Here is a 19,383-nt window from a genome sequence, read left to right on the forward strand (position 1 = left end):
GAGGAATTATAATGATTTAGAATGAGATAATACTTTAACTGCGTTTATGTATCTTAATCAAGGAGTGAAATGGATAAATCTATCTATATTCAGATAGATATACATAACCCAGCTCATAAAATTTGGTTACTATATCCTCCTCTATTGAACTCTTGAACAACTGGATATTAACTTATATTACACATCTGCAAAAATAGGTATTTATTATAAAATACATAATTCCTCAACAATTGGCCGACATAAAGCGTTCTTTACTCAAAGTTTACCGAAAAGGTTTTACCTCGCTCAATCAAATTGAATTCAGCCTTAATATCATAATTGAGGCGCTCATCTAAGATTTATAAAAAATAAATGATACTACCCATATTATTGATTTGGCTACTAGGTGTTAAAAAATATTTATATAACATTGCTATTCCCAATCAGCAGGAAGGTTTCATAGAGGCGTTAAATAATGTCATAGATGACATTGTGAACCTATTTTTTGGTTCACAATTGACTCCTACTAGTGCTGCAAAAATCCACCAACTACATAACACGAGACAGTTAAATACCAATCAAACAGGAGATAACAATACTCAATATACCTACGTCTTAGCCTGTAATTACCAAAAAAACCAGCAATGGTTTCAGAAAATGAGTGCAGATGAAAGGCAGGAACTATTAGCACAACTTAAATCAGATTACCGACACATTTTGATAGATTACTTCACAACAGACAAAACATTGAAAATAGCGATTGATAAATTCATCAACGCCTTATTTTATGCTAATATTCCTGTGCCACAAATTATAGAAATCCACATGGAACTGATTGACGAATTTTCCAAACAACTAAAATTAGAAGGGAGGAGCGATGAAACATTATTAGATTACAGGCTGACATTGATAGATATTTTGGCACATCTGTGTGAAGTCTATAGAGTTTCCAGTTCTAAAATAAATTGAACTTGTTTAATTGGTATGATTTTCTCTACACCCTACACCCCACACTCTGTTTTCGCCCAGTAGGTATTTAGCACTGCGTTTTAACCGGACAGCAGCAAAAACCCCTTGTACATAGCAAAGGTAAGTAAATACACATCATGTATTTAGTAATACTCTGTATATTGTATTCCTAATACTCAGAGTCTATCTAGTAGAGTACGGCGTAAATAAACCAACTATTCCAAATCTCTGAAAAGCTCACGCCGTATACATTTTGAATTTTGTTAGCGCAGCCTGCTGGAAGCACTATTTTGTTAGCGTAGCCCTTCTGAAAGAAGCATTTTAAATTCACGGCGGTACTAGTAAATTTATGAATAAAGCCAGAAAAACCTATGTTCTCAAGCTTTATGTAGCAGGGAACACACCCAACTCTGTGCGAGCATTAAGCACACTTAAAAACATCCTAGAACAGGAGTTTCAAGGAGTATATGCCCTAAAAGTAATCGACGTTCTTAAAAATCCACAATTAGCGGAAGAAGACAAAATACTAGCCACACCGACATTATCCAAGATTTTGCCACCCCCAGTTCGCAAAATCATCGGCGATCTTTCAGATAGAGAAAGAGTTTTGATAGGATTAGACTTACTTTATGAAGAATTGAGTGAAGAAGACTGGGAATAGTTAAGATATTAATTCATAAAATTCCTAAAAACTGAGTACCCAAGTAATTTAAAAAGCCGGGTTAAATACCCATATTTGATCAGCAATGAGTGACAAAGCGCAACAAGAGCAACAAAATCCACCAATTGGGGGTGTAGAGAAAATCCGCACAATGATCGAGGGTTTTGACGATATTAGTCATGGCGGTTTACCAGTCGGGAGAACAACCTTAGTCAGCGGTACTTCTGGTACAGGTAAAACCTTATTATCCCTACAATTTTTGTATAATGGCATCACTTACTTTGATGAACCAGGAGTATTTGTTACCTTTGAAGAATCACCAAGCGACATTATTAAAAATGCCCATATTTTTGGGTGGAATTTGCAAAAACTGATTGAAGAAGGAAAGTTATTTATTCTCGATGCATCTCCGGATCCTGAAGGTCAAGATATTGTCGGCAACTTTGACCTATCAGCCTTAATTGAACGCTTACAGTATGCCATTCGCAAATACAAAGCTCATCGGGTTTCCATTGATTCAATCACAGCAGTATTCCAACAATATGAAGCAGTGGGAGTAGTGCGACGAGAAATATTTCGCCTAGTAGCACGTCTCAAACAATTATATGTCACTACTATCATTACCACAGAACGTGGAGAAGAATATGGACCTGTAGCTTCTTTTGGAGTAGAAGAATTTGTTTCCGACAATGTAGTCATTGTTCGCAACGTTTTAGAAGGAGAACGCCGACGACGGACAATTGAAATTCTCAAATTACGTGGAACAACTCACATGAAAGGTGAATATCCATTCACCATTACTAATGCAGGAGTTAACATTTTCCCATTAGGAGCAATGCGGCTAACACAAAGGTCTTCAAATGTCCGCGTATCTTCGGGAGTCAAAACTCTAGATGAAATGTGTGGTGGTGGTTTCTTTAAAGATTCGATTATTTTAGCCACAGGAGCCACAGGTACTGGTAAGACTCTGTTAGTCAGTAAATTTATTCAAGATGGCTGTGTGAGCGGTGAGAGAGCAATTTTATTTGCTTATGAAGAATCCCGCGCTCAACTGTCTCGAAATGCCTATTCTTGGGGAATTGATTTTGAAGAATTAGAACACCAAGGCTTATTAAAAATAATTTGTACCTATCCCGAATCAACTGGGTTAGAAGACCACTTGCAAATTATTAAATCAGAAATTGCTGATTTTAAGCCAGCTAGAATTGCCATTGATTCTCTCTCAGCCCTGGCTAGAGGCGTAAGCAATAATGCTTTTCGTCAGTTTGTAATTGGTGTTACAGGCTATGCCAAACAAGAAGAGATAACAGGGTTCTTTACGAACACAAGCGACCAATTTATGGGGTCACATTCAATCACTGATTCTCATATTTCCACGATTACTGATACAATTCTCATGTTGCAGTATGTGGAAATACATGGTGAAATGTCACGGGCAATCAACGTATTCAAGATGAGGGGTTCGTGGCACGATAAGGGGATTAGGGAGTACAATATTACGGCTGATGGGCCGAATATCAAAGATTCATTCCGTAATTATGAACGAATTGTTAGTGGAGCGCCTACCCGCGTTATCATGGACGAAAAGGCGGAACTTTCTCGCATTGTCAAACGTTTTGAAGAGAAGTAGATTTCTGATTTTTAAATTCGGTATAGTAGTATATTATTTGCTTCATTTAGTATCGTGCTATATTCTATGTGAAGACAAGTTTTCTGCCGCTACATAGATTGATTTTCGTGTGAGGGGATGCGGTGAAAGGACAGCACTTATTTCATAGTTTCTTGCCTGGTGTAACAGCAGCAGTATTAACGACTCAATCGGCTTGGGCTAATACCCATAAAGTTGGTGACGTCAAAGTGGTGTCTTCTCCTAGTATCTTGACTGCAACCAATGGGAAACCCTCAGTTGTGGACGACATCAACAGACAGCAGCGCAATACCGCAGTTGATAATTCTCCAGCTTTAGTAGCTACTCTGGATTTTAGTAACCTGAGTGTGACGTCTGTGGCTAGTCACGATGTTAGAGAAGCCTCTTTGGTTCATAATGGCAGCGTGACAAAAGAAAACAGCCCGAAAACACTTTTGCCAAATGCAGTGACTAGTGCAAAATTAGCACAGTTACGGGAAGGGGAAAAATGTTTACAGGCAAGGCAAAAAAGCCAAGCTGCTATGCTTCTGGCTTTAAAGGCTTGTTCACAAAAAAATGGGGCGTCCAAGAAGGTAGCTCAAGTTACTAATCCTGGTGATTCACAAACGCCTAATACTTCAGAGCCATCTGTTCCAAACGTAGAAACTGCCACACCTGCACCGACAGACTCTAAAGGGTCACCTCTGGAAAACCTGAATTCTAATCCTAATCCTCTGCTATTTCCCACAAAACCAGAGGAAGTCAGGCTTCAGAAAAATCAGCCCATTACTTTGGCCGAGGCGCTGGAACTGGCAAAGCAGAATAACAACGAATTACAAGTGTCGATATTGCAGTTAGAGCGCAGTAAATCTGCTCTCCGAGAAGCCCAGGCTGCCTTGTTGCCTACTTTGGGGGTGAATGGTAATGTCACTAATAGCCGTAGTTCTAGCAACACACTGCAAGCTAAACAGCAAGAGAGGTTAAATCCTCTGTCACCTGATGCTGAATCGAATACTAGCTTTGGTGGTCAAGCAGAACTTACGTATAATCTTTATACGTCTGGGAGACGAAATGCAGCAATTACAGAGGCTGAGGAACAGGTACGATTTCAGGAATTAGATGTAGAAAGACAATCTGAAGAAATTCGCCTGAATGTTGCCACAGATTACTATAATCTGCAACAGGCAGATGAAAATGTACGTATTTCTCAGTCGGCGGTACAGAATTCTGAGGCTAGTTTGCGAGATGCACAGGCTTTGGAAAGGGCTGGAGTGGGTACAAGATTTGATATGTTGCGATCGCAGGTGAATTTAGCCAATGCCGAACAAGAGTTAACTGATGCTCGTTCTCAGCAAGCCATCGCTCAGCGGCGGTTAGCTACTCGCCTAAATCTGCCACAGTCGATAAATATCACTGCTGCTGACCCTGTGCAGTTAGCTGGTCTTTGGGAACGTGGTTTAGAAGATAGCATTATCTTAGCTTATCAAAACCGCCCCGAACTACAACAGCAGTTGGCACAGCGGAATATTAGCGAACAACAAAGAAGACAAGCTCTAGCATCTTTAGGACCGCAAATTAGTTTAGTTGCCAGCTATGACCTGCTAGATGTGTTTAATGATAGTATCAACGTTAGCGATGGTTATTCTGTGGGAGTGCGAGCCACCCTGAATTTATATGATGGTGGTGCAGCAAAAGCAAGAGCAGCCCAGGCTAAAACTAATATTGCGATCGCTGAAACTAATTTTGCAGAACAACGTAACCAAATCCGTTTTCAAGTAGAACAGGCTTATTCTACCCAGATCGCTAACTTGGAAAACGTCCAAACTTCCAACGCGGCTCTAGAGCAAGCCAAAGAGTCCCTACGGTTAGCTCGTTTGCGATTCCAAGCTGGTGTAGGTACTCAAACAGATGTGATTAACGCGGAAAATGAACTTACCAGATCCGAAGGTAATCGCGTTCGCGCCATCTTGAACTACAACCGTGCTTTAACCGAGTTACAACGCTATGTAACATCTAGGGCTTTTAAGAAGTAAATCAACTTTTTAAAAGAGCCAAAAGCCTCATTTAGCAGTGTAATTACTAGCAAATGAGGCTTTTATCAGTTATCAGTTAAATAACTAAATTTTCAATGCCCAATGACTAAAATCACATCCAAAGAAATTGCCCAGTTCCGCTCTCAACTAGCAGATGATCTTCAAGCAATGGAAGCATTAGACTTGATTGAGGATTGTGATGGAGACTTAGAAGATGCAGCTATGACCCTTGCTATCAAAGCTGGACAAGAACCAGGACGAACAAATTCTGAGTGGTTAGACGCTTTAGCAAAAAAATGGCGTGCAGTCCTGTGTGAACAAGAATATCGGGAAGATTTGCTCAATGACTCAGTTGCTGGCATGATGTCACACCTGAAAAGTATCCCAGAGTTTCCCAATATTTTGGTAACCCCAGTTTTAATATATGTCCTCAAGCAAGGCGTGAATAATTTTTGTGAGCCTTTGGATTCTTTAAAATAATATTTAGTGCTGACTGTGGGGTGGAGCTAGTAGCACAAGGCGAAAGTCAAAAGTCAAAAGTCAAAAGTCAAAAGTCAGAAATATTATGGAGTAGGCTTTTTCTCTATTTTAAATGGTTGCTCTATTGATGTGATGCCGTAGTATACTACTGCTGATACCCTGTTAATTAAGGACAATTTTTTCCAGATAACAATTTTTAGATCAATGAATTACCTTGTTGCCGTATTATCCGATCGCATCCAAGCTGAAGCTGCTTACTTAGACCTAGAAAAAGTAGGTATAAATAGCTCTATCCTGGGTAGAGGATACAAAACCGCTGATGAGTTTGGTTTGATTGATCCCAAGGAAGAAGCTAAAAAACAAGCAAGATTGATGGCATTCTGGCTGCTACCATTTGGCTTTTTTGCTGGTTTTACCTTCAGTTTCATCACTGCCTTAGATACCTTTGCTTGGGCTGGAGAAATTGGCAATCATGTAATTGGCGGGCTACTTGGTGCTGGTAGCGGCGCTATGGGTAGCGTATTTGTTGGTGGTGGTGTAGGTTTAGTTTCAGGTGGTGGAGATGCTTTACCCTACCGCAATCGCTTGGATGCTGGAAAATACATAATTGTCGTTCAGGGTTCAGAAACTCTGACTCGCCAAGCTACTCGCATATTACGCCAGTTTGACCCAGAAAATATCCAAGGTTATGCAGAAATAAATTAATTCGTAATTCGTAATTCGTAATTATTCAATTACTAGCGAGTCCCCAGTCCCCATGTTACCCAGAAAAGAACTTTTAAGAGGTGTTGAAAATCGTGATAGTATAGCTCGGGTGATTGACCAGGCAGAGCAAGCTATAAAGACCTGGGAAGTGGTTTTAACTGATTTTTTGTCTCCGCCAGAGTTAGCAGAAATTCAACGGGTGTTTAGTCGATTAACAGATGTGCATTTGGTAGCTTGGGGTGGATATCCTCAAGCTGAACGTCAAAGAGTGACGATCGCACGTTCTGAATTACCCTTAGATCAATCTCAAGTTGCAATCACCGCTTTAGAAATTGTCGGTAACTTTCTGTTTGATACTGCAACTCACCGCGATTTTTTAGGGGCGATCTTGGGGACGGGAATTGTTCGAGAAAAGACTGGAGATATTATGGTTTTGGGAGAAAGGGGAGCGCAAGTAATTGTAGTCCCGGAACTAACAGAATTTTTGGAGATGAGTTTGAAACAGGTGCGTTCTGTTCCAGTAAAAACTCAACCCATTGATATCAATGAGTTAAAAATCCGCGAACCGAAAAAGAAAGAATTGACGACTGTAGAAGCTTCTTTAAGATTAGATGCGATCGCATCAGCCGGTTTTGGGATGTCTCGTAGCAAAATGGTTGATTTAATCGACTCCGGTGATGTGCGTGTGAATTGGAAAGAAATCACTCAAGCTAGTTCCCAACTGAAAACCGGAGATTTAATTGCCATTCCCGGTAAAGGACGTTTAGAAGTTGGTGAAATTACCGTTACTAAAAAAGACCGTTACCGCATGCAATTAACTAGATATATGTAGGTGACTGGGGACTGGGGACTGGGTAGTAATTGATAATGTAAGGATTGAGGTGGTGGGGTATTGACAAGTGTGATAGGTGAGGCAGAATATAGCAGTTATGGAAAAGAGGCTGCCACCAAAACTAGACAGAGAGATATTGAAGCAGTTGGCAACAGAGGAACTGGTAGAAATCATTATTGACTAGGGGAAAAGTATAGAGAACCTAAGAAATAGAGTAGTAGAACTGGAAAAACAAATAGAGAAACTCAAAGTCAGTAGAGATTTAGAGACCATAAGATTATCCAAAGCACCCTTGGGAGACATCCTCAAAAAAACCGAGAACAAACAACAAGAGAAACCAGAAGAAAACCAGACACGAAACCGGAAACCAGGAGGACAACCAGGGCATAGGGGAAAAAGGAGAAAGGTGTTTGGTGGAGTAGATAGAATAGATTTGAGATAGTGAGACGGCAAGTGTGTGGATCGTGAGGTCAGGGGCAATTGTTTGGCGAAGTAATAAAAATCCAAACACAATAACTAGGGGAGTTGGTGGACAGGCCAATCCAAATAGTAGAAAATCAAAGATATACGTGGATTTGCAGTGTGTGTGGGGAAACACAAAGGGCACACACACTGGTCACCAGAGATAGTACTGGGACAAGATATAGGAATCACAGGACAAGCTTTTTTGGGATGGATCAATAACTAGGGCCATTGACCCTATGAAAAAGAATACTTCTTGTTGTGGGAACTGGGTCAAATAGAAATTGGAGTGGGAACATTAGTAGGTACCAATGAAGGAATAGATGGTCCAGTGGCTCAAAGTATTCATAGCCTCAAACAGTGGATAAAACAAACCCAGCCTCATATCCCTGGGGATGAAACACCCTGGGTAGTCAAAGGAGTGAAAAGATGGTTATGGATTTTTGCCAATAGTGACTTCCCTTTATTTGATGGGTCTGATACTCCTTGTCCTGGCGAATTAGAATCTATTGTGGGTTCAAGTTACTCTGGTGTACTCAGTTCTGATGACTTTACTGCCTATAAGGGTTATCCGGTCACAGCTCAACAGAAATGTCAGGCACATCTACCCTACCCCGTCACTTCAAGACACTAATCAAGATTCCTGGCTTCAATCACCAAAAAATCGGCACAAAATTCATCGACCTCATAGATGAAGGTTTTAAACCCACCTTCCGCACCCTAACTGTCACAGATAGTAGTACACAATAACTAAAACTCCTGCAAGGAAGAAAAGGCTTAATGAGAACAAGGATGATTAAAATGGCAATAGAGTGAGAGAATAAAGTTTTGTAAAGAAGATAAAAGAAAAGAAAATTTAATGATTCAAAAATTAAATTATAACAGAAGAAGAAATGATTGAATCACAACAGGAGTTGTGGATAATTCTGTTGTGAAATCAAAGCTTCAAAAAATGGAAATTCAAAACCTATACCATTGAGGCATAGTAGCAGGAATAATAGACGCCATAGGAGTAGTAGAAATAATCCTTGAAATTGGAGAGAAAGTAAGTCCGGGTCATGTAGTAAAAGCCATGATAATCAACGGGTTAGGATTTGTATAAAAACCCTTATATATGTTTCCCCAAGATTTTGAAACAATCCCCTGTGACCATCTAATAGGAGCAGGAGTCAAACCAGAATATCTCAAGGACGATAAACTGGGGAGAGTCATGGATAAACTATTTATAAAAGGATTGGATAGAATATTTTTTATTGTCGCCTTAAAAGCAGCCCAAAAATTTGGAGTATCCCTATGAGCAGGGCATCTAGACTCATCATAAATGCAGATACATGGGCAATATAACACCAGCTTACCAGAAGTAATATTTGAGAGTCAAAAAGTAGGAAATAATCAAGAAATAGAAGAATTAGCAGTAAAATCACCAAAAGAAATAACCATCACCTACGGTTATTCTGGTCACCATAGACTGGAGTTAAAACAGTTCATCATAGAAATGATATGTTCAGGAGATGGAGACATACCAATATATATTTTTAAAACTAGCATCGGGACACCAAGCAGATTCATCATGCTTTGGTAAAATAGCAGTAGAGTACCAAAAACAATTAAAAGTTAACAGTCTCATAGTAGCAGACTGGGCCTTATATACAGAATCAAATCTGAAAATGATGTCAGATTTAAGCTGGTTATGTCCAGTGCCATTAAGCGTAGAATCAGCACAATGATTAATATCAACATTACCAGAACCAGAATTTATTGATAGTAACTTACCCGGATATAAACTAGCTTCAAAAACAGTAAATTATGCAGGCATAGAACAAAGATGGTTAGTAGTGTAAAGTCAAGAAAGAAGAGAATTAGACCTGGGTAAACTCTCACAAAAAATTACCAAGGCACAATCAAAAGCTGTGCAAGATATCACCAGAAAAATTTGCTTGTGAAGGTGATGCTATCAAGGGGTTATCTAAACTATTCAAACAATTCAAATATCACCGAATTAACCAGAGTAACGTTACTCAAATCAAATCTAAGAAAAAAGATAGTTCAGGAGAGATATCCTAATGAAATATCAGCTAAATTCTCCCAGAATGAAAGTAAAATTAATACAGAATTTCTAAGGGCAGGGCGTTTTATTTTTGCTACAAACTTTTTGGATTCCAATGAACTTACCCATGACTCCATCTTGAATGAATATAAAGCTCAACAGTCTTGTGAGAGAGGGTTTGCTTTTCTCAAAGACCCATTATTTTTTGCAGACAGTATTTTCCTAAAAAGTCCAGAGAGAATAGAGTCCCTGGGAATGATTATGGGTTTATGTCTGCTGGTTTATACTTTAGGGCAACGACAAATTAGAACCCCTTTGAGAGAGTCTCAATCAACCTTAAAAAATCAATTGGGCAAACCAACTGACCGCCCCACTTTACGCTGGATTTTTCCATGCTTTCAGTCTATTCATTTAGTTACAGTTAACCAAGAAAAACACATCTGTTACTGGACTCAAGAGAGATATTTCATTATGAATCTTTTACCAGAGCATTGTTTTCCCTACTATCAATTACTTACCTAATTTTCCTCTCTATTAATTTAATTTTTATCAGAAAATAACCTAATGTCGTTGATTTATAGCTCTATTTTACTATGTCCATAATTTCTTTTTTTACTTCAATCTATTAGTCTAAGTTATGATTTATCTCTTGAATATCTTCATTTATCTGTTGACTCCTCTGGGCGGTGTTCTTTCTTATTGCTCCTTATTGAGAATAGCTTTTGATCCTATTTTTGGTGCTTTACTGTTTCTCCAATGCCTTTTTTCACTGCATATGTTTGTTTTTATGCTCCCTTGCATTTTTTGTCTCCGTAATTTCCCTCTGTAGCAGTTTAGGGTGCGGAATGTGGGTTTAAAAACTACCCTTTATTGCAACAAACCCAAAACCTTCATGAATTCTTGACTTGGCCATCCTAGTTTCAACCAAAAGTTGAATCTTCCATTCATTCATTGATAAAGCCCCAGGGGAACCTGGGAAACTTTTACTTTCCTTAGGCAATAGACCTTGATCATAATTTAGCTGAACCAAGGTTAGGTTTAGCACTGACACATCGAAAAGTCTGTGGTGATTCTCTTTCTCTGGAGCTATTCCAACATCCTGCCAATTTATTGACGGTTATACAAACTTGTCCCCGTCAAGCACTTCCTCTAATTGAGTTTTTTGACCAACCTATGAAAGCCATGGTTCACTCTGCTTTCCATACACCTTTTTTAATCCCTCTTCCTTAGACCTAAATCCTTACGAAAGAATGATAAAAGTGGGACCATCGAGTTTTGGCAGAAAGACTCAAATAGGAAGTAAACCATTGAGATAAGCACAAGGAAGGGAAAGGATTTGGTAGACACTTTCAACATTCCACTGTGGGCCAGAAATTTTAATCCTTGCTCCAATCTGTTGAATAGCAGATTCGACAGATCCAGAACCAATAGAACACAGTTATTTAGCTTGGTAGTAGGTGTAGTTAATAATGCCAGTGGGATGTTTTTCGCCTATGTCGAAAAACTTCTTAACTTGTTTGCCTCGACAATTATTAAATAAAGGTTGAATCGGCTCTATCTGACCTTACCACAATAAACTCCCAACAGCTTGGAGACGCTTTAAATAACCACTAATTTGATAAAGATTCTCTTTGAGGTGATACCAATCTACAATTTCCAAAGGTTTGAATTTTTCAGTTCCAAACTCTTTAACTAAATTCCAAACTCCATCATGACCATCCCCCAAACACACAAGGGGTTAACCAAAGACTGGCTATTAACATAACCAACTAATGAATGACTGGTTGTTATCAAAAAATGCGCCATCATAAATTCCTTGTAGACGAAGGGTTTTATAGTCTCGCCAGTACCAGCCTGCTTGTGGTGTTTGCCCCCTATTTGTACTTTTCCACCATCCACCCTCACTTCACAGACAGCTTGTTTTCCTTGTGGTAGCTCCCAATCTTGTTCCACAACTATTTTTTGTTGCCTCCTATGGCCAACTTTTACTCCTGTTAATGCCTCAATTTCAACTTCTGCTTTTTGATATGATTCCTTAGCTGATAGCCTCAAGCAGCACTTTTGAAGTAATGGACCTAATCGACTTCTTGGCTTCAAACCCAGTCTCTGCAACTATTTAGCTTTTAGTTTTAGTTCTCCTCTCCTACCAAGGTTTTGACTTTCCTGGTTTTACCTACTTTCCTTCCGCTTGTTCCTTCAATAAAAAAAGGGCTATTTCTGGACTTACCACTTCTAATATTTGACTCCTTACTGTTTTTTCTATGCCTTCCAAGTCTGTTATCTGACTTTTGTCTGCTTCTTCATATAACAATGTTGCCTATTCTTCTAAGCAGGCTTTGAGCCGTTCTTTTTTATCCTGGTTCATGGTTGCTAATCCACACTTGTTTATCCTTATATTCTCCTATCACTTGTGTATCTTCCAATAGTGGATCCTCCCGCTTTGTAGACACCTTCTTTAATCCCTCTAGCTTAGACCTGAATCCTTACTTGATAATTGCGAATTACGAATTATCCTTAAACTGTTTTGCGAGCGCACTTACTAAGGATTCTCGTGGTAACAATCAGTACATATTAACAATGACTTTATTTTCTAATTCATCGCTTTGTCATGCATGAGCGTATCCTGCTAAATCTTGTAAAGCATCGTGTACAACTTCTTCTGGAGTCCCTATTTTATTATTTGCACCTGCTAAAATTTCAGGAAACTTCGCTTCTGTAAAAAAGTCACTTTCTGTAGGACCTGGACAAACCACTAAAACTTTCACACCATAGTCTTGATTCTCTGCCTATAATGCTTCACTAAAACTGAGAATAAAGGCTTTAGTTGCAGCATAAACAAGAATATACGGCATTGCTTGAAAGCCAGCAATTGAAGAAACATTAATAATTTTGCCTGAACGACGCTGACGCATTAAAGCTAGAAATTTGTGGGTTAGATCTCCCAATGGCATAATATTTAATTGAATCCTTTTTAATTGCTGTTCTCCGTCCCGTTCAGCAAAATCTCCATAATCACCAAAACCAGCATTATTGATTAATAAATAAATTGTTTTACCCTGGTTTTCAATGAGATAAGATACCTCATCTTTGGCATTGTTTTCTGTGAAATATTTGGCTATAATATCGACTTGTAGTTGATGTTTTTGTTGTCATTCTGTGGCTATTTATTTGGTTGAGTTTTTCAGATGAACGTGCAACGAGAACAAGATTTGTTTTGGATGCTGCTAATTCCTCTGCAAAAGCTTTGCCAATTCCACCTGACGCACCGGTAATTAAAGCTGTTGACATTTTAAAAATTATCTGATTGATTCCATAGTATTTATTTATGGTGGTAACGCTGCCTAGAGGTTGTGTGCAGACGAAAAAATTTTTCGGGAGCATCCCAATTTTGCAAAAATATCATACATAAATTGTCATTCTGTTAGCGAAGCGTGGCGTAAGCCATAGGGAACGGAGTGAAGTGAAGAATCTGCGAGATGCTAGAGCCTCCAACACCCTTCGCTAACATTCCGCTGCGCTTCACACCCTGCGGGAAGCAAGCTACAGCATGACAATAAACTTACACATTTGGGATGCTCCCAATTTTTCTGGATAATTTATCAGTCTGGTTTTTGGGTTACTATCCTCAGCGTTATTGTAGTTTGTTTAGTTGTAGGTGGCAGTTTACTTTAGATGAATTTGAGCAGGCCAGAGAACGAGTAGCGCGGCTAGAAGCTGTTGTTTTCCAGGCTCAAAATGCTTTAGTGCCCTTGAATGAAGCTAAAAAGGCTCTATTGACAGCAAAACAGCAATATGAACAGGCTAAAAATACAAAAGATCGAGAAACTGCGTTCGCATTATGGCAAGCTGCTATAGATCAATTAGATCAAATCTCTGAAAAAATATTAGCAGGTAAAACAGCCCAAACTCAACTTGTAGCCTTCAAACGCGATTTTGAATATGGGCGAATTAGTAGTTTTATTGCTGCTGCACAATAATCTGATCTAGAAGCCCAGAAAATTCAACCAAAAAATTCTCAGGTAGCATCGGAATTATGGGAACAGGTAATTGACAGACTTGAAAGAGTGCCAAATAAAAATCCCCAATATGTGGATGCACAAAAATTAATTACCTCCTATCAAGTTAAACAAGAAACTGTGATTAATCCCCGCATTATCATTTACATTGCGGCTGCAGAACAATATGCTTTCGCAGCAGCGAAAGCTTCCCAGAATCCACCTCATACTGTGCAGAAATGGTAACAAATTGGTGATTTATGGGAAAAGCAATTCAAGAATTAGAAAATCTTCAAGTTCGAGAACCCAGTTATGTAGAAGCCAAGAAGTTAATAGCAGAGTATCAAACTAATTCGGGAACTGTTAAAAATCGTCGTCAAGCGGAAAATGATGCTAAGAAAACTCTCAGTAAAGCTAATTGCGAAAGGAAAATTCAACATTTGATTGCTTCACAATCAAGTAATAGAAATGAAATCAAAGCCGAAATTATCGGAACTATGAATCAACTTAGTAATGTTAAATCAGGAACAACTTCCTATTCTGAGGCACAGCAGTTATTGAAATTGGCAGATAATAAACTTAAACAACTGAAGTGATTAATAATATATGAAGATGCGGCTTTAGACTCGATAAAAAAAGAGTGAGCGCTCACCGTTTCAATACTACCCCACCAACTCTAAACTCTCTACTCGAGCTTATTGAAGTTATACCAAGTCTAAATGAGTGTAGATAGAACTGTAGAATAAAGATTATGGAAGATAAAGACTCATGAGGAAGCAATGGCACGCCCTTTCAATCTAGAAGTTCAAGAAAGTGCTGAGTATTTGTCAAAAAGCCTGAAAAATGCGCGGACAGCATTAGACAAAGAACGTTTACAAATGCTGTGGTGGATAAAAACAGAACAAGTAACCCAGCATCAAGAAGTGAGCCGAAGATTGGGCAGAGATGGGTCAACAATAACAGGATGGTTACAAAGGTATGGAAAAGGAGGACTATCTTCTCTTTGAGAGGTAAAAACTGCGCCTGGGGCAACTCCTTTAATACAAGGTGAAATGCTATCACAACTAATATCAAAGTTAGAATCCCCCCAAGGGTTTAGTAGTTATAGGCAAATTGTGGAATGGCTAGAGCAAGAATGGCACGTCCAAGTCAAATACAAGACAGTTTACAGTTTAGTGTCCTACAAACTAGGGGCAAAATTGAAAGTACCTCGACCCATCAGCTCATCACAAGATGAGCAAGCTATAAACCTTTTTAAGAAAACATCCCCCTTGCCTTGGTAGCTTTAGAGAAACTATTGGGTGGGGGAAAACGACTGAGTTACCTGTGCCAGGACGAAACCAGATTAGGTTTGAAGACCGAAACTGGAGGAGTGAGTGATTACGGCTCGTGGTGTTAAACCTGTAGTGAGGGTGCAGTGGCCACGAAAAGCATTTTGGCTTTATGGAGTTGTTGAACCCACCTCTGGATGGCATTTTTGTCAGGAATATCCTCATCTAAACAGTGAGAATTTTCAGAAATTCTTGGATGTCCTATCTCAAGAATTAGGTTCTGATATGGCATTAATGCAGATGGATCAAGCTTCTGCACACCAAGCTTTGGCACTGTCTTGCCCTAAAAATATTATTCCCATTTTTCAACTATCTCACTCTCCTCAACTTAACCCTATGGAGCGATTATGGGAGTTTATTAAACGTCAGTTCAAAGGTGAAAGTTTCTCACATCTCGACCAATTGCGTCAAGGAGTTCAACATGAATTAGCTCAATTATCTTCTGAGGTCATCTCCTCTTTGACCAGTTATGATTTCATCCTTGAAGCTCTGTTTCACCAAGCTTTATTCTGTGCAGCCTCATAGAGAATTGGTATTACAAAATATTTATTAGATAGGCTGAATTTTGATAGCGAGGCATAAGGGATAATATCAATTTTGGATTCTGAATTTTGATTTCTTAATACTGACATCAATCTCTATGAATTTCAGGTGCTTACCTACCTAACAAAAGCAATATGTTGAAAAACATATTTCGATTCTTTCTCCTGACTCCTGTACTCGCCTCTTGTTATAAAAGTTAATCTTGTCCACTAGAACCTAAATACAACCTAAATAAATGCGGTCTTTGTCTTTTGACAAGGAATAATGGAATGGGTAACTGGCTAAGGTATTACCGTGGTTGGCATTGTTATTGTTTCGCACAGTAAACAATTAGTTCTAGGAGTACAAGAACTAGCTGCACAGATGGTTCAAGGACAAGTTCCCCTTGCTGTGGCAGCAGGCATTGATGATCCAGAAAATCCACTAGGTACAGATGCGATTAAGGTTTATGAAGCGATTGCCTCTGTATTCTCTGATCATGGTGTTCTCGTATTGATGGATTTAGGTAGTGCTTTAATAAGTGCGGAAATGGCACTGGAGTTTCTACCCCCTGAACAACGAGATCACGTATATCTGTGTGCAGCACCGTTAGTAGAAGGTGCTATTGCTGCGACTATCGCTGCTGCTACGGGTGTAAGTATCCAGCAAGTTATGGCGGAAGCACAAGGAGCATTAGTAGCAAAAGAAACACAACTAGGTTTAATTAGTAGTCCATTATCAACGGTCAGTCGCCAACCTACAAATAATTCCGAAATTCCCACCAACGAAATACGGTTAAAAGTCCGTAACCGCTTGGGTTTACACGCCCGTCTATCAGCCCAGTTTGTTGCCACTGCATCCAAATTTCAAGCGCAAATCAGGGTACAGAATCTAACTAGAAATACAGAACCTGTCCGGGGTGACAGTATTAACCAAGTTGCTACCTTGGGAGTACGTCAAGGACATGAATTGCTGATTACTGCCACTGGAGTTGATGCCCAGGAGGCGCTAAAAGCTTTACAGAAATTGATTATCAACAATTTTGGGGAAGATGATAGCATTGTCGGATTAACACCACCACCTCAAGAATTTACCCCACCGACCCAGGGTGAACTGTGGGGAATTGCGGCTTCTCCAGGAATTGTGATCGCCCCATTAGTTCATTATCAATCTACCGCTGTAGCTTGTACGGAATATCACATAGAAAATGTGAATGTAGAGTGGCAACGATTACAAACAGCTATTCAAATTGCTAAACAGGAAATTGCAACTTTACTCTCCCACACATCTATTCAAATTGGTGATGCGGAAGCGGCAATTTTTGATGCTCATCTCCTATTTTTAGCAGATCCTGTGATGCTAGAAGCCGTACGTCAGCATATTGTGGAAGAACGTCTCAACGGAGAAGTAGCTTGGCAAGCTGTAGTGGATGAAGTAGCAAATTCCTACCGCAAACTAGAGGATTCTTATTTACAAGAACGAGTTGACGATGTGGTTGATGTGGGACAGAGGGTATTAAGAATATTACTAGGTAATGCTCCCACTGACTTGGAACTTACAGAACCATCTATTGTAGTAGGGATAGATTTAAGTCCTTCAGATACTGTTAAGCTTGATCCAAGCAAAGTGATGGGTATTTGCATGACCTCCGGAAGTGCAACTTCCCATAGTGCTATTATCGCTCGAACCCTTGGTATTCCTGCTGTTTTGGGTATAGATGCCCAGGTCTTAAACTTGCAAAGTGGTACATTGATGGCGCTTGATGGTGAAAGTGGCAAGGTTTGGGTGGCACCAGCAACTGAGACATTAGATAGACTAGAAGCCAAGCGAGAGACTTGGAAAATTGCCCAAGCAGAAGCACGAAAGCTGGCACATCAACCAGCAGTTACTCGTGATGGTTGCTACATTAAAGTATTGGCAAATATTGGTAGTATTACGGATGCAGAATTAGCTGTAAATCATGGTGCAGAAGGTGTGGGATTACTTCGTACAGAGTTTTTGTACTTGGACAGAACAAGCGCACCTACAGAAGAGGAACAACTGAAAGTTTATCAAGCGATTACGCAAGTTTTAGATAAGCAACCGTTAATTATTCGCACTTTGGATATAGGTGGAGATAAACAACTTCCTTATTTGAGTTTGTCTGTTACAGAAGCTAACCCGTTTTTAGGTGTGCGCGGGATTCGGTTCTGTTTAGAAAATCCTCAGTTGTTGAAAACTCAGTTACGGGCGATTTTACGCGCTAGTGTAGGGCATAATATCAAAATTATGTGGCCGATGATTGCTACTTTAACAGAATTACGAGCAGCTAAGGCAATTTTCAATCAGGTACAGGAGGAACTGCGACAAGCTGGTATCCCTTTTGATGAAAATATGAATGTGGGGATGATGATAGAAACACCCGCAGCAGTAGCTATAGCTGATCAGTTAGCCAGAGCAGTTGACTTTTTCAGTATTGGTACAAATGATTTGAGTCAGTATGTTATGGCTGGCGATCGCACAAATCCTAGAGTAGCAACTTTAGCGGATGCTTTACAACCAGCGGTATTAAGAATGATTCAGCGAACTGTCCATGCTGCCCATGCTGCTAATATTTGGGTAGGACTATGTGGAGAAGTAGCAGCAGAAACCTTAGTTGCACCCATTTTATTAGGTTTGGGATTAGATGAATTGAGTGTCAATCCTCAAGCAATCGCCCCGCTAAAACGGGCAATATCACAGCTAACAATCACAGAAGCACAAGCTATAGCCAATATAGCATTAGAACAAGATTCTGCAACTAGTGTCAGAGAGTTAGTTTATCCTATTGGGTAATATCAATTCAGAATTAAGATACAAGCAACTGTCTTGATTGTCAAGCGATACCTGTTCTAAAATTGTGTTAGTTTTGTCTAGGATTTGGAGAGTCATCGTTAATTTACAGCAGGAGTCAGGAGTCAGGAGTAAAACTCTCTTGCTGTCTAGGTTTCAATTTAGATTCTTTACCTCATTTATCTGTAATCTGCTGTATGTTTATGACTTTATTTTGATTAAAACTCATTGTCAATGATGCCCGATTTATGAGTTCTTTTTAATTGCAAACATCACTGTTAAATTTTACCTTAACGTTTCCCAATCTTGAGCAGTCATTTCTGTCTCAACTGAGTAAAATTTTTCGGTATTATTATATTAATATAATCTATGCAAGTCAAAGATTCCCTATTTATGATATCAATTCTTAATTGCAAACATTATGGATAAATTGTAGCTTGACGTTTGTTAATTCTTCCACGCACTGCTTGACGAATATCTTCCCAATTTTGAGCAGTCATTTCTGATGTGTTTTTGGTATTGTCGTACTAATCCCGAAAATATTCACGCTTCGCTGCTGTAAACACTTTGAGCTACTATTCTATATAAGTTCCGATATGTGTCAGGTAAGGAAATATTGATTCTTTTCATGAGTGTTATTTCCGTCCCAAATATCCCCAAATTCTTTTTAAGATTTTTCGCTAATACAAATAATCAATCTTAGAAGTCGGGGAGCTCGATTATTATATTGTTGGGTTTCGTTCCTCAACCCAACCTAAGAACTATATTTTGGTAGTTTTTGTCATTTTGTGCTATCTATGTAGGTTAACTAATTGCAACAGAAGACTCCATAAGTGATGATAAGAAACCCTTGATTTCTCGTATTAATGGATGTTGTTGCAATCTTTTAATTTCTTCATCATTTATATTTCTAAGTAAGTAGGGAGGCA

17 protein-coding genes and 3 pseudogenes are annotated in these 19,383 nt (G+C 39.2%); 18 read left to right on the forward strand and 2 right to left on the reverse strand.

Annotated elements, in window-relative coordinates; genetic code table 11:
- Positions 1-351: 351 nt before the first annotated feature.
- The 11 genes and pseudogenes from AAZO_RS32285 (at position 352) to AAZO_RS40260 (ending at position 10,624) form a co-directional block, all read left to right on the forward strand.
- The gene (locus AAZO_RS32285) at positions 352-948 is read left to right on the forward strand and encodes a KaiA family protein (protein ID WP_013193179.1); all 597 of its coding nucleotides are present in this window, start codon (positions 352-354) and stop codon (positions 946-948) included.
- 349 nt (positions 949-1,297) lie between these two features.
- Positions 1,298-1,609 (forward strand): circadian clock protein KaiB, encoded by a 312-nt coding sequence (kaiB, locus tag AAZO_RS24190; RefSeq protein ID WP_013193180.1) that lies wholly within the window; start codon positions 1,298-1,300, stop codon positions 1,607-1,609.
- A gap of 85 nt (positions 1,610-1,694) precedes the next feature.
- The gene (kaiC, locus tag AAZO_RS24195; RefSeq protein ID WP_013193181.1) at positions 1,695-3,239 is read left to right on the forward strand and encodes a circadian clock protein KaiC; all 1,545 of its coding nucleotides are present in this window, start codon (positions 1,695-1,697) and stop codon (positions 3,237-3,239) included.
- 122 nt (positions 3,240-3,361) lie between these two features.
- The gene (locus tag AAZO_RS24200) at positions 3,362-5,269 is read left to right on the forward strand and encodes a TolC family protein (RefSeq protein WP_013193182.1); all 1,908 of its coding nucleotides are present in this window, start codon (positions 3,362-3,364) and stop codon (positions 5,267-5,269) included.
- A 102-nt stretch (positions 5,270-5,371) separates the two neighbouring features.
- Entirely contained in the window at positions 5,372-5,749 is a 378-nt protein-coding gene (locus AAZO_RS24205; RefSeq protein WP_013193183.1) for a hypothetical protein, read from the forward strand.
- Between the two features lie 204 nt (positions 5,750-5,953).
- Positions 5,954-6,454, forward strand: a complete 501-nt coding sequence (locus tag AAZO_RS24210) for a hypothetical protein (protein WP_013193184.1) — start codon at positions 5,954-5,956, stop codon at positions 6,452-6,454.
- Between the two features lie 52 nt (positions 6,455-6,506).
- Positions 6,507-7,286, forward strand: a complete 780-nt coding sequence (locus tag AAZO_RS24215) for a photosystem II electron transport protein, Sll1252 family (protein WP_013193185.1) — start codon at positions 6,507-6,509, stop codon at positions 7,284-7,286.
- A 292-nt stretch (positions 7,287-7,578) separates the two neighbouring features.
- Positions 7,579-7,728 (forward strand): hypothetical protein, encoded by a 150-nt coding sequence (locus AAZO_RS35905; protein ID WP_187289564.1) that lies wholly within the window; start codon positions 7,579-7,581, stop codon positions 7,726-7,728.
- Between the two features lie 276 nt (positions 7,729-8,004).
- Entirely contained in the window at positions 8,005-8,382 is a 378-nt protein-coding gene (locus tag AAZO_RS27855) for an IS66 family transposase (protein ID WP_049790942.1), read from the forward strand.
- Positions 8,383-8,730: 348 nt separating this feature from the next.
- Positions 8,731-10,317 (forward strand): annotated as a pseudogene (locus AAZO_RS44355) (IS1634 family transposase).
- 115 nt (positions 10,318-10,432) lie between these two features.
- Positions 10,433-10,624, forward strand: a complete 192-nt coding sequence (locus tag AAZO_RS40260) for a C4-dicarboxylate ABC transporter (protein WP_081462876.1) — start codon at positions 10,433-10,435, stop codon at positions 10,622-10,624.
- 459 nt (positions 10,625-11,083) lie between these two features.
- Here the strand turns inward: AAZO_RS40260 and AAZO_RS24235 are convergent.
- Positions 11,084-12,106 (reverse strand): annotated as a pseudogene (locus AAZO_RS24235) (ISKra4 family transposase).
- Positions 12,107-12,356: 250 nt separating this feature from the next.
- Positions 12,357-13,083 (reverse strand): annotated as a pseudogene (locus AAZO_RS24245) (SDR family NAD(P)-dependent oxidoreductase).
- A 323-nt stretch (positions 13,084-13,406) separates the two neighbouring features.
- Between AAZO_RS24245 and AAZO_RS35910 the strand changes: the two are divergent.
- The 7 genes from AAZO_RS35910 (at position 13,407) to ptsP (ending at position 18,457) form a co-directional block, all read left to right on the forward strand.
- Entirely contained in the window at positions 13,407-13,772 is a 366-nt protein-coding gene (locus tag AAZO_RS35910; protein WP_228371402.1) for a hypothetical protein, read from the forward strand.
- 87 nt (positions 13,773-13,859) lie between these two features.
- Positions 13,860-14,036: a hypothetical protein gene (locus tag AAZO_RS35915; RefSeq protein WP_187289565.1), complete on the forward strand. Its 177-nt coding sequence runs from the start codon at positions 13,860-13,862 to the stop codon at positions 14,034-14,036.
- A gap of 14 nt (positions 14,037-14,050) precedes the next feature.
- On the forward strand, positions 14,051-14,386 hold the full coding sequence (locus tag AAZO_RS35920; protein ID WP_041642114.1) for a hypothetical protein: 336 nt from the start codon (positions 14,051-14,053) through the stop codon (positions 14,384-14,386).
- 183 nt (positions 14,387-14,569) lie between these two features.
- Positions 14,570-14,797 (forward strand): helix-turn-helix domain-containing protein, encoded by a 228-nt coding sequence (locus AAZO_RS34535; RefSeq protein WP_041640488.1) that lies wholly within the window; start codon positions 14,570-14,572, stop codon positions 14,795-14,797.
- Between the two features lie 45 nt (positions 14,798-14,842).
- Positions 14,843-15,073: a winged helix-turn-helix domain-containing protein gene (locus AAZO_RS44360; protein ID WP_049790944.1), complete on the forward strand. Its 231-nt coding sequence runs from the start codon at positions 14,843-14,845 to the stop codon at positions 15,071-15,073.
- A 93-nt stretch (positions 15,074-15,166) separates the two neighbouring features.
- The gene (locus AAZO_RS24265) at positions 15,167-15,646 is read left to right on the forward strand and encodes a transposase (RefSeq protein WP_041642117.1); all 480 of its coding nucleotides are present in this window, start codon (positions 15,167-15,169) and stop codon (positions 15,644-15,646) included.
- A gap of 312 nt (positions 15,647-15,958) precedes the next feature.
- Complete coding sequence (ptsP, locus tag AAZO_RS24270) at positions 15,959-18,457, forward strand: phosphoenolpyruvate--protein phosphotransferase (protein ID WP_013193186.1); 2,499 nt, start codon at positions 15,959-15,961, stop codon at positions 18,455-18,457.
- The last annotated feature ends 926 nt before the right edge of the window (positions 18,458-19,383 follow it).

The sequence above is a fragment of the 'Nostoc azollae' 0708 genome (assembly GCF_000196515.1).
Lineage (GTDB): Bacteria > Cyanobacteriota > Cyanobacteriia > Cyanobacteriales > Nostocaceae > Trichormus_B > Trichormus_B azollae.